At 70.3% G+C, this 26,943-nt stretch carries 29 protein-coding genes; 9 read left to right on the plus strand and 20 right to left on the minus strand.

What is annotated here, in order from left to right; all coding sequences use genetic code 11:
- The first annotated feature begins 40 nt into the window (after positions 1-40).
- The 4 genes from ACFWV3_RS08520 (at position 41) to ACFWV3_RS08535 (ending at position 3,235) form a co-directional block, all read left to right on the plus strand.
- Positions 41-1,222 carry a PspC domain-containing protein gene (locus tag ACFWV3_RS08520; protein WP_382409775.1) on the plus strand — a complete coding sequence of 394 codons (1,182 nt, stop codon included), beginning with the start codon at positions 41-43 and terminating at the stop codon, positions 1,220-1,222.
- The gene (locus ACFWV3_RS08525; protein WP_382409777.1) at positions 1,215-1,406 is read left to right on the plus strand and encodes a hypothetical protein; all 192 of its coding nucleotides are present in this window, start codon (positions 1,215-1,217) and stop codon (positions 1,404-1,406) included. The genes ACFWV3_RS08520 and ACFWV3_RS08525 overlap by 8 nt, the downstream gene beginning before the upstream one ends.
- 129 nt (positions 1,407-1,535) lie before the next feature.
- Positions 1,536-2,093: a DUF4365 domain-containing protein gene (locus ACFWV3_RS08530; protein WP_382409779.1), complete on the plus strand. Its 558-nt coding sequence runs from the start codon at positions 1,536-1,538 to the stop codon at positions 2,091-2,093.
- Entirely contained in the window at positions 2,090-3,235 is a 1,146-nt protein-coding gene (locus tag ACFWV3_RS08535; RefSeq protein WP_382409781.1) for a hypothetical protein, read from the plus strand. Before ACFWV3_RS08530 ends, ACFWV3_RS08535 begins: the two co-directional genes overlap by 4 nt.
- 45 nt (positions 3,236-3,280) lie before the next feature.
- On the opposite strand, the gene guaA is transcribed toward ACFWV3_RS08535, so the two are convergent.
- Positions 3,281-4,840: a glutamine-hydrolyzing GMP synthase gene (gene guaA, locus ACFWV3_RS08540; RefSeq protein ID WP_382409783.1), complete on the minus strand. Its 1,560-nt coding sequence runs from the start codon at positions 4,838-4,840 to the stop codon at positions 3,281-3,283.
- A 19-nt stretch (positions 4,841-4,859) separates the two neighbouring features.
- Here guaA and ACFWV3_RS08545 point away from each other — a divergent pair, with 19 nt between their 5' ends.
- Positions 4,860-5,528 carry an aminoglycoside phosphotransferase family protein gene (locus ACFWV3_RS08545; RefSeq protein WP_382409785.1) on the plus strand — a complete coding sequence of 223 codons (669 nt, stop codon included), beginning with the start codon at positions 4,860-4,862 and terminating at the stop codon, positions 5,526-5,528.
- A gap of 9 nt (positions 5,529-5,537) precedes the next feature.
- Positions 5,538-6,983: an aldehyde dehydrogenase family protein gene (locus tag ACFWV3_RS08550; protein ID WP_382409787.1), complete on the plus strand. Its 1,446-nt coding sequence runs from the start codon at positions 5,538-5,540 to the stop codon at positions 6,981-6,983.
- On the opposite strand, the gene ACFWV3_RS08555 is transcribed toward ACFWV3_RS08550, so the two are convergent.
- The 9 genes from ACFWV3_RS08555 to guaB all read right to left on the minus strand — a co-directional run bounded on the left by ACFWV3_RS08555 (position 6,974) and on the right by guaB (position 15,272).
- The gene (locus ACFWV3_RS08555) at positions 6,974-8,230 is read right to left on the minus strand and encodes an FAD-dependent monooxygenase (RefSeq protein ID WP_382409789.1); all 1,257 of its coding nucleotides are present in this window, start codon (positions 8,228-8,230) and stop codon (positions 6,974-6,976) included. The genes ACFWV3_RS08550 and ACFWV3_RS08555 overlap by 10 nt on opposite strands.
- A complete protein-coding gene (locus ACFWV3_RS08560) occupies positions 8,227-9,186 on the minus strand; it encodes an MBL fold metallo-hydrolase (protein WP_382409791.1) in 960 nt (319 codons plus the stop codon). Before ACFWV3_RS08560 ends, ACFWV3_RS08555 begins: the two co-directional genes overlap by 4 nt.
- Positions 9,187-9,198: 12 nt before the next feature.
- Entirely contained in the window at positions 9,199-10,875 is a 1,677-nt protein-coding gene (locus ACFWV3_RS08565) for an FAD-dependent oxidoreductase (protein ID WP_382409793.1), read from the minus strand.
- Positions 10,876-10,908: 33 nt separating this feature from the next.
- Positions 10,909-11,448 carry a type II toxin-antitoxin system RelE/ParE family toxin gene (locus ACFWV3_RS08570; protein ID WP_382409795.1) on the minus strand — a complete coding sequence of 180 codons (540 nt, stop codon included), beginning with the start codon at positions 11,446-11,448 and terminating at the stop codon, positions 10,909-10,911.
- Positions 11,441-11,761: a type II toxin-antitoxin system Phd/YefM family antitoxin gene (locus ACFWV3_RS08575; protein WP_382409797.1), complete on the minus strand. Its 321-nt coding sequence runs from the start codon at positions 11,759-11,761 to the stop codon at positions 11,441-11,443. Before ACFWV3_RS08575 ends, ACFWV3_RS08570 begins: the two co-directional genes overlap by 8 nt.
- Before the next feature lie 69 nt (positions 11,762-11,830).
- Positions 11,831-12,001, minus strand: a complete 171-nt coding sequence (locus ACFWV3_RS08580; protein ID WP_382409799.1) for a hypothetical protein — start codon at positions 11,999-12,001, stop codon at positions 11,831-11,833.
- Positions 12,002-12,081: 80 nt separating this feature from the next.
- Positions 12,082-12,429 (minus strand): hypothetical protein, encoded by a 348-nt coding sequence (locus tag ACFWV3_RS08585; protein WP_382409801.1) that lies wholly within the window; start codon positions 12,427-12,429, stop codon positions 12,082-12,084.
- A 60-nt stretch (positions 12,430-12,489) separates the two neighbouring features.
- Positions 12,490-13,623 carry a GuaB3 family IMP dehydrogenase-related protein gene (locus ACFWV3_RS08590; RefSeq protein ID WP_382409803.1) on the minus strand — a complete coding sequence of 378 codons (1,134 nt, stop codon included), beginning with the start codon at positions 13,621-13,623 and terminating at the stop codon, positions 12,490-12,492.
- Positions 13,624-13,760: 137 nt separating this feature from the next.
- Positions 13,761-15,272: an IMP dehydrogenase gene (guaB, locus tag ACFWV3_RS08595; protein ID WP_382409805.1), complete on the minus strand. Its 1,512-nt coding sequence runs from the start codon at positions 15,270-15,272 to the stop codon at positions 13,761-13,763.
- A gap of 127 nt (positions 15,273-15,399) precedes the next feature.
- On the opposite strand from guaB, the gene ACFWV3_RS08600 reads away from it, so the two are divergent.
- Positions 15,400-15,783, plus strand: a complete 384-nt coding sequence (locus tag ACFWV3_RS08600; RefSeq protein WP_382409807.1) for a DUF5319 domain-containing protein — start codon at positions 15,400-15,402, stop codon at positions 15,781-15,783.
- A gap of 171 nt (positions 15,784-15,954) precedes the next feature.
- Here ACFWV3_RS08600 and ACFWV3_RS08605 read toward each other — a convergent pair whose 3' ends face one another.
- The 5 genes from ACFWV3_RS08605 to ACFWV3_RS08625 form a co-directional block, all read right to left on the minus strand.
- Positions 15,955-16,725 carry an anti-sigma-D factor RsdA gene (locus ACFWV3_RS08605; protein WP_382409809.1) on the minus strand — a complete coding sequence of 257 codons (771 nt, stop codon included), beginning with the start codon at positions 16,723-16,725 and terminating at the stop codon, positions 15,955-15,957.
- 111 nt (positions 16,726-16,836) lie between these two features.
- Positions 16,837-17,409: a sigma-70 family RNA polymerase sigma factor gene (locus tag ACFWV3_RS08610; RefSeq protein WP_030471987.1), complete on the minus strand. Its 573-nt coding sequence runs from the start codon at positions 17,407-17,409 to the stop codon at positions 16,837-16,839.
- Positions 17,410-17,715: 306 nt separating this feature from the next.
- Positions 17,716-18,312, minus strand: a complete 597-nt coding sequence (locus ACFWV3_RS08615) for a response regulator transcription factor (protein ID WP_030471988.1) — start codon at positions 18,310-18,312, stop codon at positions 17,716-17,718.
- 81 nt (positions 18,313-18,393) lie between these two features.
- On the minus strand, positions 18,394-19,287 hold the full coding sequence (locus ACFWV3_RS08620) for a hypothetical protein (protein WP_382409811.1): 894 nt from the start codon (positions 19,285-19,287) through the stop codon (positions 18,394-18,396).
- A gap of 12 nt (positions 19,288-19,299) precedes the next feature.
- Positions 19,300-20,244 carry a MerR family transcriptional regulator gene (locus ACFWV3_RS08625; protein ID WP_382410474.1) on the minus strand — a complete coding sequence of 315 codons (945 nt, stop codon included), beginning with the start codon at positions 20,242-20,244 and terminating at the stop codon, positions 19,300-19,302.
- Positions 20,245-20,423: 179 nt separating this feature from the next.
- On the opposite strand from ACFWV3_RS08625, the gene ACFWV3_RS08630 reads away from it, so the two are divergent.
- Positions 20,424-20,720: a WhiB family transcriptional regulator gene (locus ACFWV3_RS08630; protein WP_382409813.1), complete on the plus strand. Its 297-nt coding sequence runs from the start codon at positions 20,424-20,426 to the stop codon at positions 20,718-20,720.
- A gap of 104 nt (positions 20,721-20,824) precedes the next feature.
- Here ACFWV3_RS08630 and groL read toward each other — a convergent pair whose 3' ends face one another.
- Together groL and groES are read right to left on the minus strand one after the other, a co-directional pair.
- Positions 20,825-22,453 (minus strand): chaperonin GroEL, encoded by a 1,629-nt coding sequence (groL, locus tag ACFWV3_RS08635; RefSeq protein ID WP_382409815.1) that lies wholly within the window; start codon positions 22,451-22,453, stop codon positions 20,825-20,827.
- 84 nt (positions 22,454-22,537) lie between these two features.
- Complete coding sequence (groES, locus tag ACFWV3_RS08640) at positions 22,538-22,831, minus strand: co-chaperone GroES (RefSeq protein ID WP_030478362.1); 294 nt, start codon at positions 22,829-22,831, stop codon at positions 22,538-22,540.
- 172 nt (positions 22,832-23,003) lie between these two features.
- Here groES and ACFWV3_RS08645 point away from each other — a divergent pair, with 172 nt between their 5' ends.
- Positions 23,004-24,509 (plus strand): alkaline phosphatase D family protein, encoded by a 1,506-nt coding sequence (locus ACFWV3_RS08645; RefSeq protein ID WP_382409818.1) that lies wholly within the window; start codon positions 23,004-23,006, stop codon positions 24,507-24,509.
- Here the strand turns inward: ACFWV3_RS08645 and tsaD are convergent, their stop codons facing one another.
- From tsaD to tsaB, 3 genes are read right to left on the minus strand one after another with little or no spacing between them, the layout of a single operon-like run.
- Positions 24,510-25,565 (minus strand): tRNA (adenosine(37)-N6)-threonylcarbamoyltransferase complex transferase subunit TsaD, encoded by a 1,056-nt coding sequence (tsaD, locus tag ACFWV3_RS08650; protein WP_382409820.1) that lies wholly within the window; start codon positions 25,563-25,565, stop codon positions 24,510-24,512.
- Positions 25,558-26,016: a ribosomal protein S18-alanine N-acetyltransferase gene (gene rimI, locus ACFWV3_RS08655; RefSeq protein ID WP_382409822.1), complete on the minus strand. Its 459-nt coding sequence runs from the start codon at positions 26,014-26,016 to the stop codon at positions 25,558-25,560. Before rimI ends, tsaD begins: the two co-directional genes overlap by 8 nt.
- Positions 26,013-26,693, minus strand: a complete 681-nt coding sequence (tsaB, locus tag ACFWV3_RS08660; protein ID WP_382409824.1) for a tRNA (adenosine(37)-N6)-threonylcarbamoyltransferase complex dimerization subunit type 1 TsaB — start codon at positions 26,691-26,693, stop codon at positions 26,013-26,015. The genes rimI and tsaB overlap by 4 nt, the downstream gene beginning before the upstream one ends.
- Between the last annotated feature and the right edge of the window lie 250 nt (positions 26,694-26,943).

Consider the following 26,943-nt stretch of genomic DNA (forward strand, 5'->3'; position numbering starts at 1 on the left):
CCTGATGTGGTCGCGGGGCCGACAGCGCAACCTTGTCGTCGTGAGCGGGACTGAGAAGGCATTGCAGGGCGTGGCGGACACGCTCAGAGAGTTCTGGGCCCACCGTCCGGTGCGGCCCCGTGCAGGACGCAAGCTCGGCGGCGTCGCCACCGGGATCGCCCTGCGCTACCAGATCGACCCGGTGATCGTGCGGATCGCGTTCGTCGCGCTGGCGTTGTCCGGCGGCGTCGGCCTGCCGATGTACCTCGCGGGCTGGTTGCTGCTGCCGGAGGAGGGCGACGCCGTCTCACCGCTGGAAGCGTTGGTGAACAAGGGTTCCAGCTCCATGTCCCAGGGGCAGACCGTGCTGCTGGGCGTCCTGATGTTCCCGGCGCTCGCGTTCACGTTCGGCAGCGGCGGCTTCCAGGTCGTCGTGACGATCGCCGCGTCGGTGGCGTGCATCTACCTGTTGCAGAAGAACCGGGGCCACCTGGCGCCGGCCGCCACGCTCCCCGAGACCCCCGCGTCGCCGGTGACGCCCCCGGTGCCGGGAGCGCCGGCCTGGGACCCGCTGGGCGCCGCGCCGTTCGCGTGGGACCTGCCGGAACCGGCCCCTCGCCCGCAGCCGCCGGCCCCGCGTCCGCGCAAGCCGCGGGTGGGTGCGGTGACCCTGGGCGTGACGTTGCTCGTCGTCGCCGCGTCCGCGATCGCCGGTGCGTGGGTCCCGTGGTTCACGGTGCCGCACGTCGTCGGCCTGGCCCTCGCGGTGGTGGCCGCGGGTCTGCTGGTCGGCTCGTTCGTCGGCGGCGGCCGGGCCCTGATCTGGCTGCTGATCCCGCTGTCGGTGGCCGGGTTCGGCCTGACGACGGTCGGCTTCGACGGCCCGCCGAACCTGGGCAACGTCGAGGCGACGCCCAAGACGCTCGCCGACGTGAAGGACCGCTACGAGCTCGGCGTCGGCAGCGTGACGCTCGACCTGCGCGAGCTGCCGGACTCCGGTTCGGTGAAGACCGCGCTCGAGTCGGATCTCGGCGAGCTGGTCGTGCGGGTGCCGCAGAACGCCGACGTGACGTTCGAGTGCGAGGCGTCGTCGATCGGTGAGCTCGACTGCCTCGGCAGGAAGGCCGACGGCAGCAGCGTCCGGGTCGACGGCACGGACCTCGGCAGCGACGGTGAGGGTGGCTTGAAGATCGACCTGGACGTTCATACGAGCGTCGGAAACGTGAGGGTGTTCCGTGACTGACCAGCAGCCGGTGATGCGCAGGCGGATCGACCCGCTGGGGCTCGTGTTCGGGATCGGCGGTGGGCTGATGGCGGCCTACGTGCTGAGCGGGGGGACGTTCTGGGTGGACTTCCGGTGGGCACTCGGGGGGACGGCCATCGTGGTCGGCGTGGTGCTGCTGACGAACTCGCTCAGACGTCGGTGAAAGAAGAAGGGCCCCGGTCGCTCGACCGGGGCCCTTCGCTCTTTCGGGTGGCTGTTGATCAGATCCCCCATGTGCCCTTCTCCGTGGCACCTAGGGTGCTGCCGGTCCGCCGCTGCGAGTAGGGAGCCCATGGCCGACGGAAGCGTTGACGACCAGGGTCCGGTGGCCCCGCTCGACGGAGGGTTGCCGATCACAGCGCGCCAGGAGCAGTTCAGCCTGGCGTTCGTCAGGATGATCGCTGCCGCGGCGGGTTGCTCGATCAAGTGGCACGAAACGGATTACGACGGCGTCGACATCACCATCGCGTCGTCGACGGAGTACGAGACGTACTACTGCCCGGAGTTCGAACTACAGCTCAAGTGCACCACTCAACACGACCTGCTCAGGGACACGTACTTCTCGTGGAAGATGGAGCGCGGCCCGTTTCTCAAGCTCACGCACGGCAAGCGGTACAACGAAGCGTTTCTCGGGGTGCTCGTGATTCCCCGCGACGATGAACCGCTGCTGAACCAGTGCGAACAGCACCTCCTCACCGGCAGCCGCATGTACTGGCAGCACGCCACGCTGCTGGGTGAGATCGATGACGACGCGAACAGCAAGACGGTCCATCTACCGAGAAGTAACCTCTTCGATGTAGCTAGCTTGCGGAGCATCATGCAGAGGGTCGGCGAAGGAGGTGTGTGGTGAGCAGCCCATCACTGGACGATTACCGCGAACTCGCCGACAGCCTCACCCCGCTGGCCGTCCAGCAGTACCTCGCCGCCAACGACTGGCAGCTCGAGGCGCAGGACCCCGAGGTCAGGCAGATCTGGCGGCTGCACGACGAGGCACGCGTCATGCTCCCCCTGGCCACGGACTTCGTGGACTTCGCCCAACGCTTCAGGGACACCCTGCGCGCACTCGCCACCGTCTACGACTGGGACCCGGGGCGCCTGGCGGAGAGGATCACCGCCACCCGTGCCGATCTGTTCTACGTCCGCTTCGACCAGACCATGATCGACGGAACGCTGCCGTTCAAGCAGGCCGAGAAGACGCTGGACGGCTTGTTCAAGATGATGAAGGCGGCCGCGACCTCGGCCGATGATCCGACGCACTCCCACCGCGGACGGCGGTCCAGCACGGTGACCGACTTCCTCGACGAGGACATCCGCCTCGGACACACGAAACGCGGCAGTTTCGTGTTCACCGTCGTGACGCGACTCGGAGATCCGCTGCCCGAACACGACGACGGAACCCGTGCGACCCCGTTCCCGCGACGTGTGATGGAAACGCTGGCCACCGGCTTGCACGCGGCCAAGGACCTGTCGTTGAACTGGGACCCGTCCGCGGTCGAACGTGCCGCCGAGCGCGGCCTCAGCGCCAGTCTGGTGGAGTCGCTCGAAGATCTGACCGACTCGGACTCGTTGCGCGAGCTGGACATGTCCTTCGACTGGGCCGCCAGCGAACCGCGGCCGGCCGTTCCCGCCTCGCGCATCGTGGTGAACCGCGATGCGATCGTCGGGTTGCCGCGCGTCCGAGAACGCCTGGTGCGGCACGAGGAGCCGCCGCGCACCGAAACCGTCGTGGGCCAGGTCCGATCGCTCACCCGAGAGGTCTCCAGCGGAGATGACCAGGAAGAGACGACGATCGTCCTGAGCGCCGACGTGCGCGGCCGGACCAGGAAGATCCACGTGGTCCTCGCCGGCCAGGACTACGAATGGGCGATCTTCGCCCACCGGAGCAAGCTGCCGTTCACGGTCACCGGAGACCTGACCTTCGAGCGAGGCGCCTGGCGTCTGACCGGGCCGATCACCGTCGACCCGAGCTTCCTGCAGCACCAGCAACTCTGAAACGAGAAGGGCCCCGGTCGCTCGACCGGGGCTCTTCTCACGTTCCTACTCCCACTCGATGGTGCCCGGCGGCTTCGACGTCACGTCCAGCACCACGCGGTTGACCTCCGCCACCTCGTTGGTGATCCGGGTCGAGATCCGCTCCAGCACCTCGTACGGCAGGCGCGTCCAGTCCGCCGTCATCGCGTCCTCGGACGAGACGGGGCGCAGCACGATCGGGTGCCCGTACGTGCGGCCGTCGCCCTGGACGCCGACGCTGCGGACGTCCGCGAGCAGCACTACCGGGCACTGCCAGATGGACCGGTCGAGGCCGGCGAGGGTGAGCTCCTCGCGGGCGATGGCGTCGGCCTGGCGCAGCGTGTCCAGGCGGTCCTGGGTGACCTCGCCGATGATGCGAATGCCGAGGCCGGGGCCGGGGAACGGCTGGCGCTGCACGATGGTCTCCGGCAGGCCGAGCTCGGTGCCGACGCGGCGGACCTCGTCCTTGAAGAGCGCGCGCAGGGGCTCGACCAGCTCGAACTGCAGGTCGTCCGGCAGGCCGCCGACGTTGTGGTGCGACTTGATGTTCGCGGTGCCCGCGCCGCCGCCGGACTCGACGACGTCCGGGTAGAGCGTGCCCTGCACGAGGAAGCGGTAGTCGCCCTCCGCCTTGAGGTCGCGCTCGGCCTGCTCGAAGACGCGGATGAACTCGCGGCCGATGATCTTGCGCTTCTCCTCGGGGTCGGTGACTCCGGCCAACGCCCCGAGGAAGCGCTCGCGGGCGTCGACGGTCACCAGGTTGATGCCCGTGGCGGCCACGTAGTCGCGCTCGACCTGGGCCCGTTCGCCGGAGCGCAGCAGGCCGTGGTCGACGAAGACGCACGTGAGGCGGTCGCCGATGGCGCGCTGCACCAGGGCGGCGGCCACGGCGGAGTCGACGCCGCCGGACAGGCCGCAGATCGCCTTGCCGTCACCGATCTGCTCGCGGATGCGGGTGACCTGCTCGTCCACGATCGACGACGTGGTCCACTGCGGGCGCAGGCCCGCGATGTCGTGCAGGAACCGGCGCAGGACCTCCTGGCCGTGCGGCGAGTGGTGCACCTCGGGGTGGTACTGGACGCCGGCGAAGCGGCGTTCGCGGTCCTCGAACGCGGCGACCGGGGCGCCCTCGCTGGTCGCGGTGACGGTGAAGCCCTCGGGTGCCTTCGTGACGGCGTCGCCGTGGCTCATCCACACGGGGTGCGAGCCGGGCAGCTCCTCGTGCAGCGCGCCGCCCTCGCCCGTGACGCCGAGCTCGGTGCGGCCGTACTCGCGGGTGCCGGTCTGCTCGACCGAGCCGCCGAGCGCGCGCGCCATCGCCTGGAAGCCGTAGCAGATGCCGAAGACCGGGACGCCGGTCTCGAACAGCTTCGGGTCGACCTGGGGCGCGCCCTGTTCATAAACGCTCGACGGGCCACCGGACAGAACGATGGCCAGCGGGTTCTTGTCGAGGATCTCGCTGACCGAGGCGGTGTGCGGGACCACCTCGGAGTAGACCTGGGCCTCGCGCACGCGGCGGGCGATCAGCTGCGCGTACTGGGCACCGAAGTCGACGACGAGAACAGGGCGGTTGCTGGTGTCGGACACGACGCCAAGGATGTCATGCGTGGACGGGGAGCTGCTGACCGGTGGCGGGCTGAACCAGGTGTTCAGGGTGGGTGACGCGGTGCGCAGACCGGCGGGGCCGTGGGCGCCGCGGGTGCACGAGCTGTTGCGGCACTTGGCACCGCTGGGGATCGCGCCGGTGCCGCTGGGGCTGGACGGCGAGCACGAGCTGCTGAGCTATCTGCCCGGTGACGTTGGCCACGTGCCCCTATCGGACGACACGGCGCTGGTCGAGTCCGCGCTGATGCTGCGGCGGTTGCACGACTCGACGCTCGGCCTCGTCGACCGGCGGGACGGGTGGCAGCACCCCGCGCGGGAGCCGGTGGAAGTGGTACTGCACGGCGACTTCGCGCCGTACAACATCGTGTTCACCGACGGACGTCCGACGGGTGTCTTCGACTGGGACAGCGCGCACCCCGGCCCGCGCTGGTGGGACGTCAGCTGGGCGGTCGTCCAGTTCGTGCTGGCGCTGCCGGACGACCGCGAGCGCCGGACCCGGCTCTTCTGCGAGGCGTACGGGTGCGTCCTCGAAGACGATCAAGTGATCGCCCGTCTGGAGGACATGATCCAGACGATCCGCGACCATCCGGCGTTCGTGCTCCAACGCGCGGAGGGCCATGAGGCCTACTACGTGGGACTCATCAGGTACTTGCAGGCCAAGAGGGCTTAACGTGGCCCCATGGACGCGTTCACACCGCAACCCCGGCCGTGCTGGGTCGCCGGTCGCCCAGAGCAGGGCGAGCAGGCGTTAGAGGTTCTCCACCCGTTCGACGGCACCGAGGTCGCTTCCGTCGCCGTACCGGGCAGAGACCAGGTGGAACGCGCGATAGCCGTGGCCGCGTCCGTCGCGAAGGAGTTCCGGCGGACCCCCGCGCACGTCCGCGCCGAGGCGTTGCTGCAGGTCTCGCGCACGCTGGCCGAACGCGCCGAGGAGATCGCCGAGACGATCACCGCCGAGAACGGCAAACCGCTCAAGTGGGCCGAGATCGAGGTGCAGCGGGCGGTCAACACGTTCCGGTTCGCGGCCGAGGAGGCGCGCCGGTTCACCGGTGGGCTGCAGCGCCTCGACACCGACGCGGGCGGCGAGGGCCGGATGGCGATCGTCCGGCACGTGCCGCGCGGGCCGGTGCTCGCGGTGGCGCCGTTCAACTTCCCGCTGAACCTGGTGGCGCACAAGGTCGCGCCGGCGCTCGCGGTCGGTGCGCCGGTGATCGTGAAGCCCGCGTCCGCCACGCCGCTCAGCGCGTTGCTGCTGGGCGAGGTGCTGGCCGAGACCGACCTGCCGGAGGGCGCGTTCTCGGTGCTTCCGGTGCGCGGCAAGGACATGGACGTCCTGGTGAAGGACGAACGACTGCCGGTCATCTCGTTCACCGGGTCCACGAAGGTCGGCTGGTCGTTGATGGAGGCCGCGCCGCGCAAGCACGTCGTGATGGAGCTGGGCTCCAACGCGGCCGCCATCATCTGTCCTGATTGGACAGACCTGGACCACGCGGCGCAGCGGATCGCGACGTTCGGCAACTACCAGGCCGGGCAGTCGTGCATCGCGGTGCAGCGGGTGATCGTGGACCGCTCGCAGGCCGACGAGTTCGTGCCGAAGCTCGTGGAAGCCGTGGCGGCGCTGAAGACCGGCGACCCGCACGACCCCGAGGTCGAGGTCGGCCCGTTGATCGACGAGGACAACGCCCGGCGCGTCGAGGAGTGGGTCAACATGGCCACCGATGCCGGCGCGAAGGTGCTCGTCGGCGGCAAGCGGACCGGGGCGTCGGTCGAGCCGGCGGTGCTGACCGACGTGCCGAAGACCGCCAAGGTGTGGACGGAGGAGATCTTCGGGCCGGTGCTCGTGGTGTCCGTCGCCGACGGTGTCGAGGACGCGTTCGCGCAGGCCAACGACTCCAAGTACGGACTGCAGGCCGGCGTGTTCACCCGCGACGTGCAGGTCGCGTTCGAGGCCGCGGCCGAGCTCGAGGTCGGTGGCGTGATCATCGGTGACGTGCCGTCCTACCGCGCCGACCAGATGCCCTACGGCGGCGTGAAGGGCTCGGGCACCGGACGGGAGGGCGTCCGGTCGGCGATGGAGGACTTCACCGAGGAGCGCGTGACGGTCCTGACCGGGATTCAGCTGTAGCCCAGGGCCCTGCGCAGCACGCGGTCGTCGCCGGCGGGTCCGGCGACGTGCCCGTCCGGCCGGATCAGGCGCCCGTCCGCGACCGTGAAACCCGGTCCGGCGGTGCGTGATCCGGCCGCCAGCTCACCGCCGTCCGTGGTCAGCGGTGAAGCGGCGTAGGAGAACGGCGTGAAGAGCTTCCCCGAGTCGATGCCCGCACCGGATTCGAGAGCACGTTCTCGTTTCTCCCTCTCCGCCCGAGTGCCCGGTACGAGGAACCGCATGGTGTCGCCGGTGATGCGGAGGTTCTCGTCGGCGGCGGCACCGCGCTCGGCGTCGTAGGACGCCAGCAGGCCGGGACCGGCCTCGCCCCGCCGGTCCGCCGCGATCTTCCACGCCGCGTTGTCCGCGTCGCAGATCCCCGAGTTCAGGCCGCGGGCACCGAATGGGCTCATCACGTGCGCGGCGTCCCCGGCGAGCAGGACCCGGCCCTGCCGCAGGGTTCGCGCGCGGCGCTGGTGGAAGCGGTAGGTGGACTGCCAGACCACCTCGTATGGCCTGTCCCCGACGATCGCGCGGACGTGCGCGTCGGTGAGCTCCACGTCCCCGGCGACCTGCCAGTCGATCCGCCAGACGCCGTCCGGTTGGGGATGCAGGAGCACTTGCCGACCGGGGTTCCAGGGCGGGTCGAAGTAGAACCGGCGCTCGGGCGCCGCGAAGTCCAGGTCGACGCGGACGTCGGCGATGATGAACCGGTCGTCGAACGAGAAGCCGTCGAACGGGATCCCCAGCAACCGCCGGACGGTCGAGTGCACGCCGTCCGCCGCGATGCAGTGCGTCGCCCTGGTTCCGTCCTGTGTGGACACTCCGTCGTCTTTCTGCGACAGGCTTTCCAGGGTGTGACCGTAGCGGAGCTCGACGAGCGGCTCGGCGCGGACCCGTTCCTCCAGCAGCCGTTCGACGACGGTCTGCGGGGTGTTCACGAACGGCGGGAAGCCCTCGACCCGGGGAAAGGTCAGGGTCAGCACCTCGCGGTCGCGGTGGTAGGTGCGGCCGGTGTACCAGGTGACGCCCGCGTCGGCGACGGCCTGACCGACGCCGACGCGTTCGAGGATCTCCAGCACGTCGCGCTGCACGCAGATCGAGCGGCTGCCGACATCCGCGCGGTGCTCGGCGGCTTCCAGGACGATGCTCGGCACCCCGGCCCTGGCCAGGAAGAGCGCTGCCGTGAGCCCGACCGGTCCGGCTCCGACCACCAGCACGGTCACTGCAGGGCGTCCCACACGGCACGGTCGCGGTCGGCGGTCCAGATGGCAGGCCAGTCCTTGCCGTCACACTCGTCCCAGTAGCGCTGGACGTCGAACGGCAGGCAGTGCTCGAAGATCGGCCAGCGCCCGTACCGGCCGACGAGCGCGCCGTGCGCCAGTTCGAAGGCCTGCTTGAGCGTGCCGCCCTCCGCGTGCACCCCGCCGACGGTGCGGCGCAGCTCGTTGAGGAAGTGCCTGCTCTGGTTGATCGCGGCCTCGACCTCCATGCGGTCGCGCGCGACCTTGCCCCGCCCGCCGACCAGCACCTCGGCGCCGAGGTCCTCGATCTCGTCGAGGGTGGACGTCGCCCAGTCGTCGTGGAACGCGTCCCCGGTGTAGAGCGCGGCCTGCGACTCGACCAGGTCGCCGGCGAAGAGGATGCGCTGCTGCGGCAGCCACGCCACGATGTCGCCCGCGGTGTGCCCGCGGCCGAGGTGTTGTAGCACGAGGTCGCCGCGTTCGTCGCCGAGCGGGATCGTCATGCGGTCGGAGAACGTGAGCGTCGGCCACGTCAGGCCGGGGATCTCCTCCGGTGACTCGAAGAGCCTCGGCATGCGGCCGAACTCGCTCTCCCAGTCCTGCTGCCCGCGTTCGGCGATCAGCACGCGCGTCATCTCGTGCGTGACGATCTCCTGGGCCTCGAACGCGCTGGCCCCGAGCGTGCGCACGGCGTGGTAGTGGCTGAGGACGAGGTACCGGACGGGTTTCTTGGTGTGCTTGCGGAGCTTCTCGAGCCATCTGCGCGCGGCCGCCGGGGTGGCGCGTGCCTCGAAGCAGATGAGGAAGTCCTCGGCCTCGATCGCGCCGACGTTGGGGTCGCCTTCCGCGGTCAGGGTGTAGACGCCCTCGGCGAGCTCGACGAACACCTCGTCCTTCGGAGCGAGGTCTGCGCTGGAGGCAAAGGGCTTGGTGGCCATGCCTCCACGGTGTCAGGACACTTTCACGATCGGCAACCGCAATGCGGCTGGAGCTTGATCGGGAACCGCCGGGTTGTTCGGCTTCGTCGGGTTGATCCTCCGGTACGGCGTGCCCTGGGCGGGCCGCTGGTCCTGCTCGCCCTTGTTCGGCCACAGCGAGAACGCCCGCTCGGCCTGCGCGGTGATCGTGAGACTCGGGTTCACACCGAGGTTGGCGCTGATCGCGGAACCGTCCACAACGGACAGTCCGGGGTAGTTGAAGACCCGGTGGTACGGGTCGATCACGCCCTGCTCCTCGGTGGCGGCGATCGCGCAGCCGCCGATGAAGTGCGCGGTCAGCGGGACGTTGAACAGCTCGCCCCAGGTGCCGCCCGCCATGCCGTCGATGTGCTTGGCGGCCAGCAGGTTGGCCTCGTGGCCCGCCGGGATGAACGCCGGGTTCGGGTCGCCGTGCCCCTGCTTGCTGGTGAGCTTGCCGCGCTTGAGAAACGTGGTGATGGAGTTGTCGAGGCTCTGCATGACCAGCAGGATCACCGTCCGCTCGCTCCAGCGGTGCACGCTCAGCAGCCGCAGCAGGCGGAGCGGGTGCCGGACCGCCTGCTTGACGAACTGCACCCACCGCGGCGTGCTCAACGCGCCGTCCGTCGCGAGGGTCTGGAGCATGCCCATGGCGTTGCTGCCCTTGCCGTACCGGACCGGTTCGATGTGCGTGATCTCGTCGGGGTGGATGGAACTGGTGATCGCGACGCCCTGCGTGAAGTCGTTGTCCGGGTCGACGGTGTAGCGCGCGGCCCCGATGATCGACTCGGAGTTGGTGCGGGTGAGCTCGCCGAGCTTGGCCGAGATCCTCGGCAGCGTCGTGGCCTTCGCCTGGTGCAACAGCTGCTGCGTGCCCCACGTGCCGGCCGCGACGACGACCTGGTCGGCGGTGAAGGTCTTGGCGGCCTTCCCACCGGTCATCCGGGTGTCGATGGTCCAGCGGCCGCCGTTCTCGTGCAGCCGCGTGACCGTGGTGAGCGGGAAGACCTGCGCGCCGAGCTTCTCCGCGAGGTAGAGGTAGTTCTTGACCAGCGTGTTCTTGGCGCCGACCCGGCACCCGGACATGCAGCTGCCGCACTCGGTGCAGCCCGTCCGCTCCGGCCCGGCACCCCCGAAGAACGGGTCGGCTGCCTTCTTGCCGGGTTCGCCGAAGTACACGCCGACGGGCGTCGCGTGGTAGCTGTCCTCGACGCCCATGTCCTTCGCGACCTTCTGCATGACGACGTCGCTGGGGGTCGTCGTGGGGTTCGTGACGACGCCGAGCATCCGGCTCGCCTGGTCGTAGAACGGGTCGAGCTCGTCCTGCCAGTCGGTGATGTGCGCCCACTGCCGGTCCTCGTAGAACGGCTTGAGCGGCCGGTACAGCGTGTTCGCGTACACGAGGCTGCCGCCACCGACACCGGCCCCGGCGAGCACCATGACGTTGCGCAGCGTGTGGATGCGCTGGATGCCGAAGCACTTGAGCCGCGGCGCCCACAGGTACCGCCGCAGGTCCCAGCTGGTCTTGGCGAACTCGTCGTCGGCGAACCGGCGCCCCGCCTCGAGGACGGCGACGCGGTAGCCCTTCTCGGTCAGGCGGAGCGCGGCCACGCTGCCACCGAACCCGGAGCCGACGATGACGACATCGAAGTTACCGGCGAGTTCACCCATGAACCGGAGAGTAGGCGTTACTTCCGGTAACGCCTAGTCCCCTATCGGTTCAGAAGGCCTCGGCGTGCTCACGAAGGCCGTCCACAGGTCCACCGCCTGTTCGAGGCTCAGCGCGGCGACCTGCTCCAACGGCACGCCGGCGGTGTGCACGAGCCGCTGCGCCAGCCAGTCGGGAACCGGCTCCCGCACCGGCGCTTCCTCGACAGCCACACCTCCGGACAGGCGGCCGAGACGGGCGATCACGTCGGCGAGCCGGGCCAGGGTGGAGTCCTCGTCGGCGACCGCGGCCACCCTCGCCGAGGCTTCGGCGTAGACCTCGGCATCCGAGCGCACTCCGACACACCAGACTTCGCAGACTTCGACGACACCTCGAGCGGTGACGCGGTAGACGATCCGCCAGTGGTTGCGCCCCACCACGAGCTTGCGGAATCCGGTAAGGGAGCCGCCGAGGGGATGTCCGGCTTCGGGGTCGTCGAACAAGATCTGGATCTTCTTCAGGACCTTCGGCACGACGTCGGGACCGAGCCGGCGCAGATCGTCGATGGCCGCGTCGGTGAACAGGACTTCAGCCATCGAGCGAGTCGTCGTCCTCCACCGCCGCCAGCGACTCACGGGTGTGCCCGAACGCCGCGAGCACGTCGCCGAACGACGTGCGACGACCTGTGTCCGCGGCCGACCGCGCGAGCACGAGCGCCAGATCCCGGAGATCGGCCGCCGCCTCGTCGATCTCCGCCAGGCGGCTTACCGGCACGACGGCCGCCACGGGGCGGCTGTGCCGGGTGACCACCACCGGACCACCCTGCTCCGCGTCGGCGACCAGCCCGGCGACACCACGCTTGGCGGCCTCGGTGACAGTCAGCTCGCGAGCCTCGTGCAGTGCGGTCATACACAGAACTGTACAGAAAACTGAACAGACGAGCGAGGGGTGCGCGGGCAGGCGCACCCCTCGTCGCCCCTACAGCACCAGGGCGTTGATCACCCACACCGTGAAGGCCACAGCCAGCGCGGTCACCAGCAGGCCACCGCCGATGAACAGGGCAAGCGCCTTCCAGCCGATACCGCCGACGCGCTCGTCACCGTCGTTCTCGAACTCTTCGGCTTCGGCGTCCGCGTCGACCGTGTCCACGTCGCTGTTCTTGCCGTCACCGAACAAGGCATCCAAATCCACGCTCCATGGACGCGCGGGGTGGCCGTTCGGTTGCAAGATCAGGTTTGGGCCCAAGCGGCGTCCGGCAGCGTGAGGTAAACGCCCACGTCAGCGAGGCCCGTGGCGTCGGCGATCGCGGCGCACAGGCCGTCGACGCGGGCCTGGAGGGTGTCCTCACGGCTCGCGAACCACTTCGACCTGACCTCGACGACCACGTGCATGCCGGTCGAGTCGAACGGGCCGCGCACCCGGAAGCGCAGGTCCACGTCACCGGGCTGGAGGTCGCCGTCGTAGGGCTCCTCCGGGCACTCGACGGCCACCGACACGGCGTGCGGGAGCATCGCCACCAGGGTCTCCAGCAGGGCGTGGGGGACGTGGGGCGCGTAGGTGATCTCGACGATCGGCACGAGTCCAGAAAACCAGAACGGCGCGTCCCCAAAGGAACGCGCCGTTCACAGTCAGGTGAGCTAGCCGCGGATCGTCAGGCCGACCTTCTGGAACTCCTTGAGGTCGGAGTAGCCGGTCTTCGCCATGGCCCGCTTCAGCGCGCCGAACAGGTTCGTCACGCCGCGCGGGTCCGCGGACGGGCCGAACAGCAGCTTGCGCAGGTCGAGCTCCTGGTCGACCGCCTCGGCCACCAGGCTGCGCGGCACGGACGGGTGCGCGGACGCCGCCGTCCAGTACAGGCCCTGGCCCGGTGCCTCGGTCGCGGCGGCCAGCGGCTCGCCCAGCATCACGGCGTCGGCGCCGCAGGCGATGGACTTCGCCACGTCGCCCGAGGTCGAGACGCCACCGTCCGCGATGACGTGCACGTAGCGGCCGCCGGTCTCGTCGAGGTAGTCGCGGCGCGCGGCCGCGGCGTCGGCGATCGCGGTGGCCATCGGGACGCCGATGCCCAGGACCGAGTCGGTGGTCGTCACGCCGGGCGTGTAGCCGTAGCCGACGATCACGCCCGCCGCGCCGGTGCGCATCAGGTGCATGGCGGTGCGGTAGTCGCCGACACCGCCGGCGATCACCGGGATGTCGAGGTCCGCGATGAACGACTTCAGGTTCAGCGGCTCGCCGTCGCGCGACACGTGCTCGGCCGAGATGATCGTGCCCTGCACGACCAGGATCTCGACGCCCGCGGCCAGCAGGTCGGGGGTGAGCTCCGCGGCCCGCTGGGGGCTCACGCGGACCGCGACCGTGACGCCCGACTCGCGGATCTGCTTGACCGCCTCGGCGATCAGGTCCATCCGCAACGGCGCCGCGTGCAGGTCCTGCAGCACCTTCACCGCGGCGGCCGGGTCGTCGTTGTCCTCGGTCGCCTGGACCAGGCGGAACAGCGCCTCGTCGACGTCGCCGTGGCGAGCCCAGAGGCCCTCGGCGTTGAGCACGCCGAGACCGCCCAGCTCGCCGACCGCGACCGCCGTGCCCGGCGACACGATCGCGTCGGTCGGGTGGGTGATCAGCGGGATGTCGAAGCGGTAGGCATCGATCTGCCACGTCGTGGAGACGTCCTTCGACGACCTCGTCCGACGCGACGGGATGATCTCGATGTCGTCCAGCTCGTAGGCCCGCCTCGCGGTCCGGCCCATGCCGATCTCGACCAGATCGCGCACCTGTGGTTCCTTCCTCTGTCCGGGGGGTCCCGGTGTTCAGGGTTCTTCCGGGGGTCTGGGGGCCGCCCCCAGCGATGACACTGACAGGAGCGACCTGGTCCGCGCTTTCCGCGGACACACCTATCCCAGAGCTGCTGTCACCGGGTGGTGTAGTTCGGGGCCTCGACGGTCATCGTGATGTCGTGCGGGTGCGACTCCTTGAGCCCTGCCGCCGTGATCCGCACGAGCTGCGCGTCCTGCAGCTCGGTGATCGTGCGGGAGCCCGTGTAGCCCATCGCCGCGCGCAGACCGCCGTTGAGCTGGTGCACGACCTGCGACAACGGGCCGCGGAACGGCGTGCGGCCCTCGATGCCCTCGGGGACGAGCTTGTCCTCGTTGAGGACGTCGTCCTGGAAGTAGCGGTCCTTCGAGAACGACTTGTTCTCGCCGCGCGACTGCATCGCCGCCAGCGAGCCCATGCCCCGGTAGGTCTTGAACTGCTTGCCGTTGACCAGGATCAGGTCGCCGGGCGCCTCCTGGGTGCCGGCCAGCAGCGAGCCGAGCATCACGGCGGACGCGCCGGCCGCGATGGCCTTCGCGATGTCGCCGGAGTACTGGATGCCGCCGTCGCCGATCACCGGCACACCGGCGGGGCGGCAGGCGAGCGACGCCTCGTAGATCGCGGAGATCTGCGGCACGCCGACACCCGCGACGACGCGCGTGGTGCAGATCGAGCCGGGGCCGACGCCGACCTTCACGCCGTCCGCGCCCGCGTCGATCAGGGCCTGCGCGCCGGCGCGCGTCGCGATGTTGCCGCCGACGACGTCCGTCGAGTCGCCGAGCTCCTTCTTGATGCGGGCGACCATCTCCAGCACGCCGCGCGAGTGGCCGTGCGCGGTGTCGACCATCAGCACGTCGACACCCGCCTCGGCGAGCGTCATCGCGCGCACGAACGAGTCCTCGCCCACGCCCACGGCGGCGGCGCAGAGCAGGCGGCCGTCCGGGTCCTTGGTGGCGTTGGGGTACTGCTCGGTCTTGACGAAGTCCTTGACCGTGATCAGGCCTTTGAGCTTGCCGTCGCCGTCGACGATCGGGAGCTTCTCGACCTTGTGGCGGCGCAGCAGGCCCAGCGCGGCCTCGGCCGACACGCCGACCTGCGCGGTGACCAGCGGGCCGTTGGTCATGACCTCGCTGACGCGCTTGCTGTGGTCGAGCTCGAACCGCATGTCGCGGTTGGTGATGATGCCGACCAGCTTGTTGTTCGCGTCGGTGACCGGCACACCGGAGATGCGGTAGCGGGCGCACAGCGCGTCGACCTCGGCCAGCGTCGCGTCCGGCGAGCAGGTGACCGGGTCGGTGACCATGCCGGCCTCCGAGCGCTTCACCGTCTCCGCCTGGCGGGCCTGGTCCTCGATCGAGAGGTTGCGGTGCAGCACGCCGATGCCGCCCTGACGCGCCATCGAGATCGCCATCCGGCCCTCGGTGACGGTGTCCATCGCGGCGCTCGCCAGCGGGATCTTGAGGGTGATGTTGCGCGAGATCCTGGTGCTCGTGTCGACGCCGCTCGGGACGACGTCGGACTCGGCAGGCAGCAGGAGCACGTCGTCGAAGGTCAGCCCCAGCATGGCGAACTTGCTCGGGACTCCGTCAGCGTTGAGCTCGCTGGTCATAGCGGGTGACATGCCTTCCGTCGTGCGGTCTGCGCTCCACCCGGCGGCTCAGGTTTCCGCAGGCGGAGGCGGTGCTGCCCATGGTATCTGGACGGCTGAGGGGGTACGGCGGGTACCGTGCGGGGTCGTGCCGCACGACGCGTTGCCACCAGACCCCTTCGAGGGCGACCCCGAGGACCCCGCGCTCACCCTCGGAGAGCCGGACCACGACCATCCCCCGATGGACGAGGACGACAGAGCCGAGCTGGTCAGCGACCTGAGCGACCTCGCCGTCTACCAGGCCCTGCTCGAACACCGCGGGGTGCGCGGCATCGTCGTCGACTGCGGTGAGTGCCAGGAACCGCACTACCACGACTGGGCGTTGTTGCGAGCCTCACTCGAACAGCTGCTGGCGGACGGCCGGATGCGCCCGCACGAGCCCGCCTTCGACCCGGACCCCGGCTCGTACGTGAGCTGGGAGTACTGCCGCGGGTACGCCGACGGGGTGACCGCGACCGAGTCGGCTCGCTGACCCGAGCGCTGAGGCCGAGGTCACCGAGTGATCTGGGACGCCTCCGCCTGCACATCTCGCCGGATCCGCAACCCGAGCGGTCACATTCCACCTGACGTGTGAACACCCGGACGTGTGAACGGCCCCTGACCTCGCAAGATCAGGGGCCGTTCACAGTGCGTCTCAACTGGGTCAGTTCGACCCGGTCTCCCCGGTCGTCTGCGCCGTGCCCTCGGTGTTCGCCACCGTGGAGCCGGACGCCGGCGTGTTCGGGTCGGCGGGCGGAGGAGGCGGCGGTTCCTCGCCACCGTTCGAGGTGGGCGGAGGAGGCGTCTCCGACGGGCTCGACGGGGTCGTCGTGGTCGTCACCGGCTGGCTCGACGAGCTCGACGAGGACGTGGTCGGCTGCGTCGACGGCTGCGTGGTCGTCGTCGTGTCCGGCGTCTGCGGAGCCGTGGTGCCGAGCTCCTTCTCGAGCTCCTTGTGCTTCTCCTCGAGCTGCGCCTTGCCGTCGGCCGTCGAGACGGAACCGAGGCCGGCCTGCACCTTGTCGAGCTTCTCGCGCGCCTCGGTCACCTTGCCCTCGCGCAGGGCGAGGCGGGCGGAATCGAGGGTGTCGCGGACGACGGCCGCCGCCTCGATCGACTTCGCGTGCTCGGAGTAGAGCACCCGAGTCAGACCCCAGAGCGTGTCGCCCGGCTGCGCGTCGCGCGCCACGAGGCTCACGCCGGTGAAGGCGATGGCCAGCACCGCGGCGGCGCTCGCGAGCGGGATCAGGAAGCGATGCCTGCTCACCGGCTGCGGACGGGCAGCCTGGATCGTCGCGATGGCGGTGTCGGTGTCGACGAGCTCGCCGAACGGCTCCGTCTCCACCTCGCCACGCCACGCGAGCAGCATCGCGTTCAGCTCGTCGTCGACCAACGAGCCGGCCGCACCCGGAGTCGCCGACCCCAGTGCGTCCAAGAGTTTGTCATCGGCCTGTACAGCCGAAAGGTCGTCAGCGACGGGTTCGTGCGGGGTTCTGTCGTCCTGTCCGCGCACTTCCTCGTCGTCCTTCCCGTGTTCGTCGGCCACTCAGACCACCTCCTCCGCTGCCAGCGACTTGCGGAGCCGAGCGAGCGCGCGGTGTTGCGCCACCCGGACCGCACCCGGCGTCGAACCGACCGCCTCGGCAGTTTCCTCGGCGGAGAGCCCGACCACCACCCTCAACAGCAGGATCTCCCGCTGCTTCTCCGGCAGGACCCGCAAGAGGACGGCCATCCGGTCGGAGAGTTCTCCCTGCATCGCCCGTTGCTCGGGACCAGCTTCGGTCTCCGGCGCGTCGGGGACTTCGGGTACGGGCTCGGAGCGGTTCCTGGCGGCAGACCGATGTGCATCGGCGACCTTGTGCGCCGCGATCCCGTAGACGAACGCGAGGAAGGGCCGACCCTGGTCGCGGTAGCTGGGCAATGCCGTGAGCACCGCGAGACACACCTCCTGGGCCACATCGTCCGCCGAAGCGAAGCTCCGCTCCTGCCTGCCAACTCTGGCGCGGCAGTACCGCACCACCAGAGGACGTATGGAGGCCAGCAGGCGTTCGATCGCCTGGCGGTCGCCGTCGACGGCCGCGCCCACTTCGGCGTCCAGTCCGTCCCCCAAGTTGGTCATCGCAGACAACAGCCCTGGTGTTACTTGTTGGCGTACCGACATGAAACGGCACGAGTCACTCACAGCGACCCGGTGCACCCACCTCACCGTACCGGCATTCGGCCCTTCTGTTCATCAGTGGGGTATGGACACCCCGAGTGAGCAGCGGACACGCCGAACGGACTCAGCCCGGCGACGGCGTCACCGGGCTGGGCGATTCGTGCGACCTCCAGGAGACCCCGGCGCGCACGTGAGCCGGCTCACGCATCGGCCCCGCTCTCCCACGTGCGGATCATGGGAGCGCGGGGCCGGTGCGGTGAGTGCGACCTACTGGACGAGGCCTCGCCGGAAGCCGTGCGCCACCGCCTGAGCGCGGTCGCGGACACCGAGCTTGCGGAAGAGACGACGGGCGTGCGTCTTCACCGTGTCCTCAGACAGGTAGAGCTCGCGGCCGATCTGGCCGTTGCTCTTGCCCTGGCTCATGCCCCGCAGCACCTGCAGCTCACGCTCCGTGAGCTGCACTCCGGGGTCGGAGGGCTGCCGCGGCGCGGGCACCGAGGTGCTGGCGAGCGTGTGCGCGAGGGCCGCCACAAGCTCGGGACGCGACGCGTCCCACCTCAGGTAGCCGCGCGCACCGCCGGCGATCGCCGCGGCGATGCTGCCGGCGTCGTCGGGTGCTCCGAAGACGATGACGTTTGCCTGCGGATTCGCGGAGACGAGCCGACGGGTGGCTTCCACCCCGGTCGGGACGGCGCGCTGGGTTCCCACCAGGACGACGTCGACCGGCTGCCTTGAAAAGCGAGCCAACAACTCGTCACCGTGCGCTACGCAGTCGATGCGGCTAACCCCGGGGACAGCCGACATCACGCGGGTGAGACCCTCCCGCACACTGCGCCGGTCGTCGCAAATAAGGACCGTGGTCACGGGGACTCCTTTCCTGCAGCCGAGTGACGTTCCATCTCCCCTATCGGACGCTGGAGGCCGGACCTTGACACGATCCGGTGCTTAATCCGTCAAGAAGTTCGTCCGGGGGTCTGCGTTCGGGGGTTCCCCGGAACGGAGCAGCCCGGTCGGCATCCACGCCGACTCGAGTGCGATCCGGCGACCGACGGGGTCCGTTCTCCGCAACACGCAGCTCAGAGCCTTCGCGGCCTGATTTTCGGCGCTCGCGCCCGCGGTCCGGGGAAGTCCCGCGAGGACCAGAGCGCTCGGCCAGACCAACGGATGGAGCCCCTTCTCGGAGGTGTGATTTAGCTCACACTTGATGAGTTCAGCGCCTCTCGTCAGGCCGTCGGGTGTCCCCCACACGACCAACGAGGTGCCCAGGACGAGTGCCGACTTGAGCTCGTGGCGCACCGCTGCACTGCGGGCCGCGATGCCGTGCGCCTCCTCGGCGGGACCGACGGCGGCGTGCGCCCGGTCCGACGCGAGCTCGATCTCGGCGGCCACCCACCCGCGCCGGACCCGGCTCCTCCACGACCGCGGCTCCGCCAGGGCGAGCAGGCGGCGGGCCTCGGTGAGGCGGCCGGCACCCAGCGAGTCGGCGGCGAGGCCGAGCAGGGCGTCCGTCCGGGCACCGTGCGCGTCGATCCCGTCCGGGTCGTCGTCACCGGCGGACCGGACGCGGGCGAGGGCGGCGCCGTCGAGGGCCCTGGCCAGGTGGTGCGCGCCGAGCTGGCGGTGGTGGGAGGCGCGGGTGGAGAGGGACAGGGAGGCGATCACGGGATCGGGGTCGTTCCGCAGCGCGTCCAGGACGGTCGCCGCGGCGGCGTAGTGGCCCTGACCGCCGAGCACGACGGCGGCGAGCCAGCGCACCCGCGCGTTCGAGGATCCCGTCGCGGACCAGACCGGCATATCGGGTGAGTCGCCGAAGGCGGCGCGGCGCAGCTCCTCTTCCACCGGGGAAGTCTGTCAGGTGACGGCCGCCTCGACGGCGCCCACGGCCGCTGCCAGGTCGTCGACCCGCTCGGCCGGCGCGGTGACCACGCCGCGGCGCCACCCCGGCCCGCCCACGAACACCCGCACCTGCTGCCGGGTGCGCGGCAACGCGGCGATCACCCCCGGATCGGCGTACCGCGGCAGCTGGGCCCACAGCACCACCGCGGAGGGCGCGGTGCGGCGCACGGCGGCGGCCAGCGCGTCCATCGGCAGCGCCGCGCCCAGCTGCCGGACGACGACGCCGCGGTGCGCGAGCTCGGCGGCCAGTGGATAGAGAGGGAGGTTGTGCCTCTCCTCCGGCATGCACGCCAGCAGCACGGGCCGATGGTTGCGCCCGACCGTGACGAGCGGCGTCGCGCGCACGAACGCCGCGAGCACGCACTCGTTCAACAGGTGCTCGACCTCGACGCCGGTGCCGGACAGCTGCCACTTCGCCGCCACGGCGGTGAGGACCGGCCGCACGACGTCGTCCCACGTCGCGATCACGCCGCCGGACGCGAGCGAGTCGGCGAGCATCTCCTGGACCGCGATCGAGTCCATCGCGACCGCCGCCCTGCCCAGCCCTCGGGCCAACGGAGACGCTCCGGGCATTTTCAGACCGCGTCCGCCACCACCCGATGGGCTGACGGGAACTTCGCCGTGCGTCATCGAGGATTTGGAGTCGAGGGCGAAACGAGCCGCCTCCGCGGAGGACGCGCCACGAAGAAGAGCGCGTTGCATCAATTCCAAACGAGCGACATCACGCGGCCCGTATTTCCGGTGCCGCCCAACGGTGTGGCCGCTCGGTCCGAGCCCGTAGCGCCGGTCCCAGGTGCGCAGCGTCGCGGGTGCGATGCCGAGCCGCCTGGCCACCGCGGCCACCGACAGGAGGGGCTCACCAGTGTGACCACCGGCAGATCTGTGCTCCGGTTGCGTCATCACGGAGCCATCGTCCGTTCACCTCATCCGGGCAGCAACTCCAGGCGGTGAGTGATCGAACACGCGTGCTGTCACCCATCAGTTGATAAGGGTCTTCAGCCTCTTGAACAAGTTTTGACGCGGTTCTACGGTGGATCATCGTTAAGCCGAATGGAGCAGTCGTCACGGAGGCGGTCTCGATGGCGGACACCCGAAGGCTCCCCGGTCCCAACGCAGATCTGTGGGACTGGCAGATGCGCGGTTCGTGCCGGGGCATGGACAGCGCGTTCTTCTTCCACCCCGACGGCGAACGGGGTCCGGCGAGAGCCCGGCGGGAAGCTCGCGCCAAGGCTGTCTGCCTCGCCTGCCCCGTGCTGGAGATGTGCCGGAAACACGCGTTGGCCGTGCAGGAACCGTACGGAATCTGGGGCGGGCTCTCGGAATCGGAGCGCGACCACATCATCAAGTCGAGAAAACGCCAACTGGCGATCGTTTAAAGCGAAACGGGCGGCACCGGTAGGCGCCGCCCGTTTCGTTCGTTCTCAAAAATTCACGAGCTCTCGACGAACTCGCCGTCCCGCCGGAGGCGGGACAGACAAACTCAGTGGCCGTGCCCGTGGCCGTGGCCGTGCCCAGCCGCGGCGGAAGCAGGCTCCTCAGCCTTCTTCTCCACGACAGCGGACTCGGTCGTCAGCACCATGCGCGCGATCGAGGCGGCGTTGGCGACAGCCGAACGCGTGACCTTGACCGGGTCGATGATGCCCTGCTCCAGCAGGTCGCCGTACTCGAGCGAGGCGGCGTTGATGCCGAAGCCCCAGTCGCCCTCGCGGACCTTGTTCACCACGACCGCGCCCTCGAGGCCCGAGTTCGCGGCGATCCAGAACAGCGGCGCGGACAGGGCCTTCGCGACCAGCGCGACACCCGTGGCCTCGTCACCGGTCAGGTCCAGGCCGCCGTCCAGCACCTTGGAGGCGTGGACCAGCGCGGAACCGCCGCCGGGGACGATGCCCTCCTCGACCGCGGCCTTGGTGGCGGCGACCGCGTCCTCGATGCGGTGCTTGCGCTCCTTGAGCTCGGTCTCGGTGGCGGCGCCGACCTTAATCACGGCGATGCCGCCGGAGAGCTTCGCGAGGCGCTCCTGCAGCTTCTCGCGGTCCCAGTCGGAGTCCGTGGCCTCGATCTCGCGGCGCAGCTGCTCCGCACGGCCGGCGATGTCGGCCTTGGTGCCGCCGCCGTCCACGATCGTGGTGTCGTCCTTGGTCACGACGACGCGGCGGGCGGAGCCCAGCTGGTCGAGCGTGGTCTCGGACAGCTTCAGGCCGATCTCCGAGGAGATCACCTCGCCGCCGGTGACGACCGCGAGGTCGTCCAGGAACGCCTTGCGGCGGTCGCCGAAGAACGGCGCCTTCACGGCGACGACCTTCAGGGTCTTGCGGACGGCGTTGACCACCAGCGTGGACAGGGCCTCGCCCTCGACGTCCTCGGCGACGATCAGCAGCGGCTTGCCGGACTCCGCGACCTTCTCGAGGATCGGGAGGACGTCGGCCAGAGCCGAGATCTTCTCGCGGTGCAGCAGGATGCGGACGTCCTCGTAGACGGCCTCCTGCGCCTCGAGGTCGGTCGAGAAGTGCGTCGACACGTAGCCCTTGTCGAACTGCACGCCCTCGGTGATCGCCAGCTCGGTCGCGAGCGTGGACGACTCCTCGACGGTGATGACACCGTCCTCGCCGACGCGCTCGATGGCCTCGCCGAGCAGGGCGCCGATCGACTCGTCACGCGAGGAGACGGTGCCGACCTGCGCGATGTTCTCGCGGCCCTTGACCGGGGTGGCCTTGCCCTTGAGCGAGTCCACGACGGCGTCGGCGGCGGCCTGGATGCCCCGGCCGAGCGCGGTCGGGTTGGCGCCGGCGGCGATGTTGCGCAGGCCTTCCTTGACCAGCGCCTGCGCCAGCACGGTGGCGGTGGTGGTGCCGTCACCCGCGACGTCGTTGGTCTTGGTGGCGACCGACTTGGCGAGCTGGGCGCCGAGGTTCTCGAACGCGTCGTCCAGCTCGATCTCACGGGCGATCGTCACGCCGTCGTTGGTGACCGTCGGGCCACCGAACTTCTTGTCGAGCACGACGTGGCGCCCGCGCGGGCCAAGGGTGACCTTGACCGTGTCCGCGAGCTTGTTGACGCCGCGCTCGAGCGCCCGACGAGCGTCCTCGTCGAAGCTGATCTGCTTGGGCATTTACCTCAAAGCCTCTCTGGTAGCGAAACGCCCCGGAACCCCGGATGGGGCGCCGGGGCGTCAGGCATGACAGCCGAGCGTCGACTAGTTGACGACGGCCAGCACGTCGCGAGCGGAGAGGATCAAGTACTCCTCGCCGTTGTACTTGACCTCGGTGCCGCCGTACTTCGAGTAGATGACGACGTCGCCGACAGCGACGTCCAGCGGGACGCGGTTGCCCTTGTCGTCGATGCGGCCGGGGCCCACCGCGAGGACCTTGCCCTCCTGGGGCTTCTCCTTCGCGGTGTCCGGGATCACGAGGCCGGAGGCAGTGGTCGTCTCGGCCTCCGAGGCCTGAACGACGATCTTGTCCTCGAGCGGCTTGATGTTCACGCTCACCGGGATGACCTCCACGGGTCGTTGGCAGGTTCGAATTAACGGCTCCTGCCACCCCGCCGTCGCGGGGGTCGGGGCGGTGCTGGTGCCGTGCAGTTGGCACTCTACCCACGAGAGTGCCAAGCCTTCAACGAGACCCCCGAACCGATCACGGGGTGGGAGCCGTATTCAGGGCATGTCCCCGTTGAAGCGCCGAACTCTGCTGCTCGCGGGCGTGGCCGGAGTCACAGCGTTCTCCGCCGCCGCGTCGGCCCGTCCGGCCGACCCTTTCACACTCGGTGTGGCCTCGGGCGACCCGACACCCGACGGGGTGGTCCTGTGGACCCGGCTGGCCGTCGACCCGCTCGCCGAGGACGGTCTGGGAGGCATGCCGTCCCGTCCGGTCGACGTCGAGTGGCAGGTCGCGGCGGACGAACGATTCACCCGAATCGTGCAACGGGGCTCCACCCCCGCTCGACCGGAGGAGGGCCACACCGTCCACGTCGAGCTCGCCGGCCTGGACCCCGGCCGCGAGTACTTCTACCGCTTCAAGGCCCTCAATCACCTCTCCCGGACGGGCCGCACCCGCACCACGCCACCGCCGGACGCGCTGCGGGTCCCGCTGACGATGGCCTTCGCGTCGTGCGCGCAGTACGAGCACGGCTACTTCACGGCCTACCGAAGACTCGCGGAGGACGAGCCGGACCTGGTGCTGCACCTCGGCGACTACACGTACGAGTACGCGAGCGGCATCCACGTGGCACCGAACGGCAACGTCCGGCACGTGGAAGGCCCGACCACCACGACTCTCGCCCAGTACCGCCGCCGCCAGGCCCAGTACAAGACCGACCCCGACCTGCAGGAGGCGCACGCCGTGGCGCCGTGGGCGGTCGTGTGGGACGACCACGAGATCGACAACAACTGGGCAGGCCTGCTGCCGGACAAGCCCCAGCCCGACTTCCTCGCGCGCAGGGCCGCGGCGATCAGGGCGTACTACGAGAACATGCCCCTGCGCAGGTCGTCGAGGCTGTACCGGCGGATCGGCTGGGGCTCGCTCGCGACGTTCCACATGCTCGACACCCGCCAGTACCGCACGGACCAGGCCTGCGGGGACGGGTTGCAGCTCTGCCCGGAACGGCTCGCGCCGGACCGCACGATGCTCGGCGCCGCGCAGGAGGAGTGGCTGTTCGACGCCTTCCGGTCGTCGTCGGCGAGGTGGGACGTGCTGGGCCAGCAGGTGTTCTTCTCGCAGTACGACTACATCCCCGGCGAGGTCGACAAGTTCCTGCTGGACGCCTGGGACGGCTACGCGGCCGACCGCGACCGGGTGGTGGCGGCCCTCGCCCCCGTCCGCAACCCGGTCGTGCTGACCGGCGACGTGCACGCGGCGTGGGGCGCGGAGGTCAAGGAGCGGTGGGACGACCCGTCGTCGAAGACCCTCGCCACCGAGCTCGTGACGACGTCGATCACGGCCGGCGGCGACGGGTCGGAGGAGTACCCGGAGACGCCGTCGTGGCTGGCCGAGAACCCGCACGTGAAGTACTTCAACAACCGGCGCGGGTACACGGTGAGCAGGTTCACGCCCGATGAGCTGCGCACGGACTTCCGCGGGGTCGACTACGTGTCGCGGCCGGGGTCGCCCGTGCGCACCAAGGCGTCGTTCGCGGTCGAGGACCGGGTTCCCGGCCTCCACCGCCTCTGATCAGAGGATCTGGACCTGGTTCACCGGGAGGCCCGGCACGGTCGAGATGTCCATCCGGGACGGCTTGGCGCCCGCCGCGACCAGGTGGGCGCCCAGCGCCGCGATCATCGCGCCGTTGTCCGTGCACAGCCGGGGCCGCGGCACGCGCAGCTCGATGCCCGCCTCGGCGCAGCGCTCGGCGGCCAGGCCGCTCAGGCGCGAGTTCGCCGCGACGCCGCCGGAGATGACCAGCGTGTCGACGTCCAGGTCCTTCGCGGCGCGGATGGCCTTGGCGGTCAGCACGTCGGCGACGGCCTCCTGGAACGACGCGGCGACGTCGGCCAGCGGGATCTCCTCGCCGGCGTTCTCGGCGCGTTCGACCCAGCGGGCGACCGAGGTCTTCAGGCCGGAGAACGAGAAGTCGTACTTCGCGTCGCGCGGGCCCGTGAGACCGCGCGGGAACGCGATCGCGCAGCCGTTGCCCTGCTTGGCCAGCTTGTCGATGGGCGGGCCGCCGGGGTACGGCAGGTCGAGCAGGCGCGCGACCTTGTCGTAGGCCTCGCCCGCCGCGTCGTCCACGGTGGAGCCGATCTCGGTGATCGAGTTCGCCAGGCCGCCCTCGACGAGCAGCAGCTGCGAGTGGCCGCCGGAGACCAGCAGCGCGAGGCAGCGCTGCGGCAACGGGCCGTGCTGCAGCGTGTCCGCCGCGACGTGGCCCGCGAGGTGGTTCACGCCGTAGAGCGGCTTGCCGAGCGCGGCGGCGTACGCCTTCGCGGCGGACACGCCGACCAGCAGCGCGCCGGCGAGGCCCGGTCCGGCCGTCACGGCGATGGAGTGGATCTCGGAGAGCTCGACCTTCGCGGTGTCGAGCGCGCGGCGCAGGGTCGGGACCAGCGCCTCGAGGTGCGCGCGGGACGCGACCTCCGGCACGACGCCGCCGAAGCGGGCGTGCTCCTCGACGCTGGAGGCGACCTCGTCGGCGAGCAGTTCGAGCGAGCCGTCCGGACCGAGGCGGACGATGCCGAAGCCCGTCTCGTCGCACGAGCTCTCGATGCCCAGGATCAAGCGGTCAGACACTTTGCGCAGGCCTTCCCATCGTGTACGCGTCGGCACCCGACGGCTGGTAGTAGCGGCGGCGCAGGCCGAGGTGCTCGAAGCCGTGCGCCAGGTACATCGCGATCGCGGGCTCGTTGTCCGTGCGGACCTCGAGGTAGACCGGAACGCCGATCTCGTCGACGCGGGCCAGCAGCTCGCGCAGCAGCTTCTTGCCCACGCCCCTGCCCTGCCAGTGCCGGATCACCGCGATCGTGTGAACGCTGGCCTCGTACGGGCTGGCGGCGAGCCCGGCGTAGCCGATCAGCTCACCGTCCGCGTACGCGCCGAGGTAGTAGTGGCCGTTGTCCAGCTCGCTGTGGAACGCGTTCTCGCTCCACGGGTCCTCGCCGGGGAACAGCGCCAGCTCGATCTCGTGGCACCGGGGCACATCGGCGTGCCGCAGCGGCCCGATCGTGACCGTGCCGGTGGTCATGCCCTGGTCACCCGCTTGCGCCCGGTGGGCTCCACGGCGTCGGGACGGCGCAGGTAGAGCGGGGTGAGCGCGGCAGGACGGGCCTTCGCGAGCACCTCGGCGGCCGCGGCGGCGACCAGGCCCTCCGGGCTCGGGTGCTTCGCGTGGAGGACCTCGAGCCCCAGGACGTCGGAGTAGATCTCGGCGCCCTCACCGGTCGCCTGCTGCACGCCCATCGCCGGCAGCTTCTCGGCGAGGTCCTGCGGGCGCTCGACGTGCGGACCGTCCGTGCGGCGACCGGCGGCGTCGTAGGCGGCCCAGTAGACCTCCTTGCGCCGCGCGTCGGTCGCGACGAGCAGCGGGTGGCCGGTCGCGGCGTCCCTGGCGATCGCGTCGGGCGTGGCGACCGGGTAGACCGGGCGGTTGAGCGCTTGGCCGAGCGCGGCGGCGGTGGCGAGGCCGACCCGCAGGCCGGTGAACGGACCGGGGCCCGCCCCCACGACGATCGCGTCGAGGTCGGCGAAGGTCCTGCCGGCTTCCTCGAGCGCGTCGCTGATGTGCGGGGTGAGCAGCTCGCCGTGAGCCTTGGCGTTGAGCGTCACCCTCTTCGCGAGCAGGCGCGGCGGGGAGTCGGGCGCGAGTTCGACCACACCGGCGGTGACTGCGGGGGTGGCCGTGTCGACGGCGAGCACTAGCACGGTTGTCCAGGGTAGTCCCAGCCCGTGCAGGTCAAGCGGGTGGCCCGGGTGGTTCCAGCGGGCGAAGCGCCGGAACCACCGGCCTGGCAGGACAGCCGCGGGGGGGGGCGAAGGGGGCACTTTGGCCCCCCCCCCCCCTCCCCGAAGAAACCAAACCCCCCCCCCCCCCAAAAACCCCCCCTCCCCAACCCCCCCCCCCCCCCCCTCCAGCCCTTTCTCCCTCCTTTCTCCCCCCCCCCCGCCCCACTCC

Source organism: Lentzea sp. NPDC059081 (assembly GCF_042738015.1).
Taxonomy (GTDB): domain Bacteria; phylum Actinomycetota; class Actinomycetes; order Mycobacteriales; family Pseudonocardiaceae; genus Lentzea.

What these genes read in the sequence shown, in the direction of transcription:
- ACFWV3_RS08530 (WP_382409779.1), top strand. Translation starts at nt 1,536, where the DNA reads ATGGCCGACGGAAGCGTTGACGACCAGGGTCCGGTGGCCCCGCTCGAC.
- ACFWV3_RS08550 (WP_382409787.1), top strand. Translation starts at nt 5,538, where the DNA reads ATGGACGCGTTCACACCGCAACCCCGGCCGTGCTGGGTCGCCGGTCGC.
- ACFWV3_RS08560 (WP_382409791.1), bottom strand. Translation starts at nt 9,186, where the DNA reads ATGGCCACCAAGCCCTTTGCCTCCAGCGCAGACCTCGCTCCGAAGGAC.
- ACFWV3_RS08565 (WP_382409793.1), bottom strand. Translation starts at nt 10,875, where the DNA reads ATGGGTGAACTCGCCGGTAACTTCGATGTCGTCATCGTCGGCTCCGGG.
- ACFWV3_RS08570 (WP_382409795.1), bottom strand. Translation starts at nt 11,448, where the DNA reads ATGGCTGAAGTCCTGTTCACCGACGCGGCCATCGACGATCTGCGCCGG.
- ACFWV3_RS08575 (WP_382409797.1), bottom strand. Translation starts at nt 11,761, where the DNA reads ATGACCGCACTGCACGAGGCTCGCGAGCTGACTGTCACCGAGGCCGCC.
- guaB (WP_382409805.1), bottom strand. Translation starts at nt 15,272, where the DNA reads ATGACCAGCGAGCTCAACGCTGACGGAGTCCCGAGCAAGTTCGCCATG.
- ACFWV3_RS08610 (WP_030471987.1), bottom strand. Translation starts at nt 17,409, where the DNA reads ATGACCAACTTGGGGGACGGACTGGACGCCGAAGTGGGCGCGGCCGTC.
- ACFWV3_RS08625 (WP_382410474.1), bottom strand. Translation starts at nt 20,244, where the DNA reads ATGACGCAACCGGAGCACAGATCTGCCGGTGGTCACACTGGTGAGCCC.
- ACFWV3_RS08630 (WP_382409813.1), top strand. Translation starts at nt 20,424, where the DNA reads ATGGCGGACACCCGAAGGCTCCCCGGTCCCAACGCAGATCTGTGGGAC.
- groL (WP_382409815.1), bottom strand. Translation starts at nt 22,453, where the DNA reads ATGCCCAAGCAGATCAGCTTCGACGAGGACGCTCGTCGGGCGCTCGAG.
- ACFWV3_RS08645 (WP_382409818.1), top strand. Translation starts at nt 23,004, where the DNA reads ATGTCCCCGTTGAAGCGCCGAACTCTGCTGCTCGCGGGCGTGGCCGGA.
- rimI (WP_382409822.1), bottom strand. Translation starts at nt 26,016, where the DNA reads ATGACCACCGGCACGGTCACGATCGGGCCGCTGCGGCACGCCGATGTG.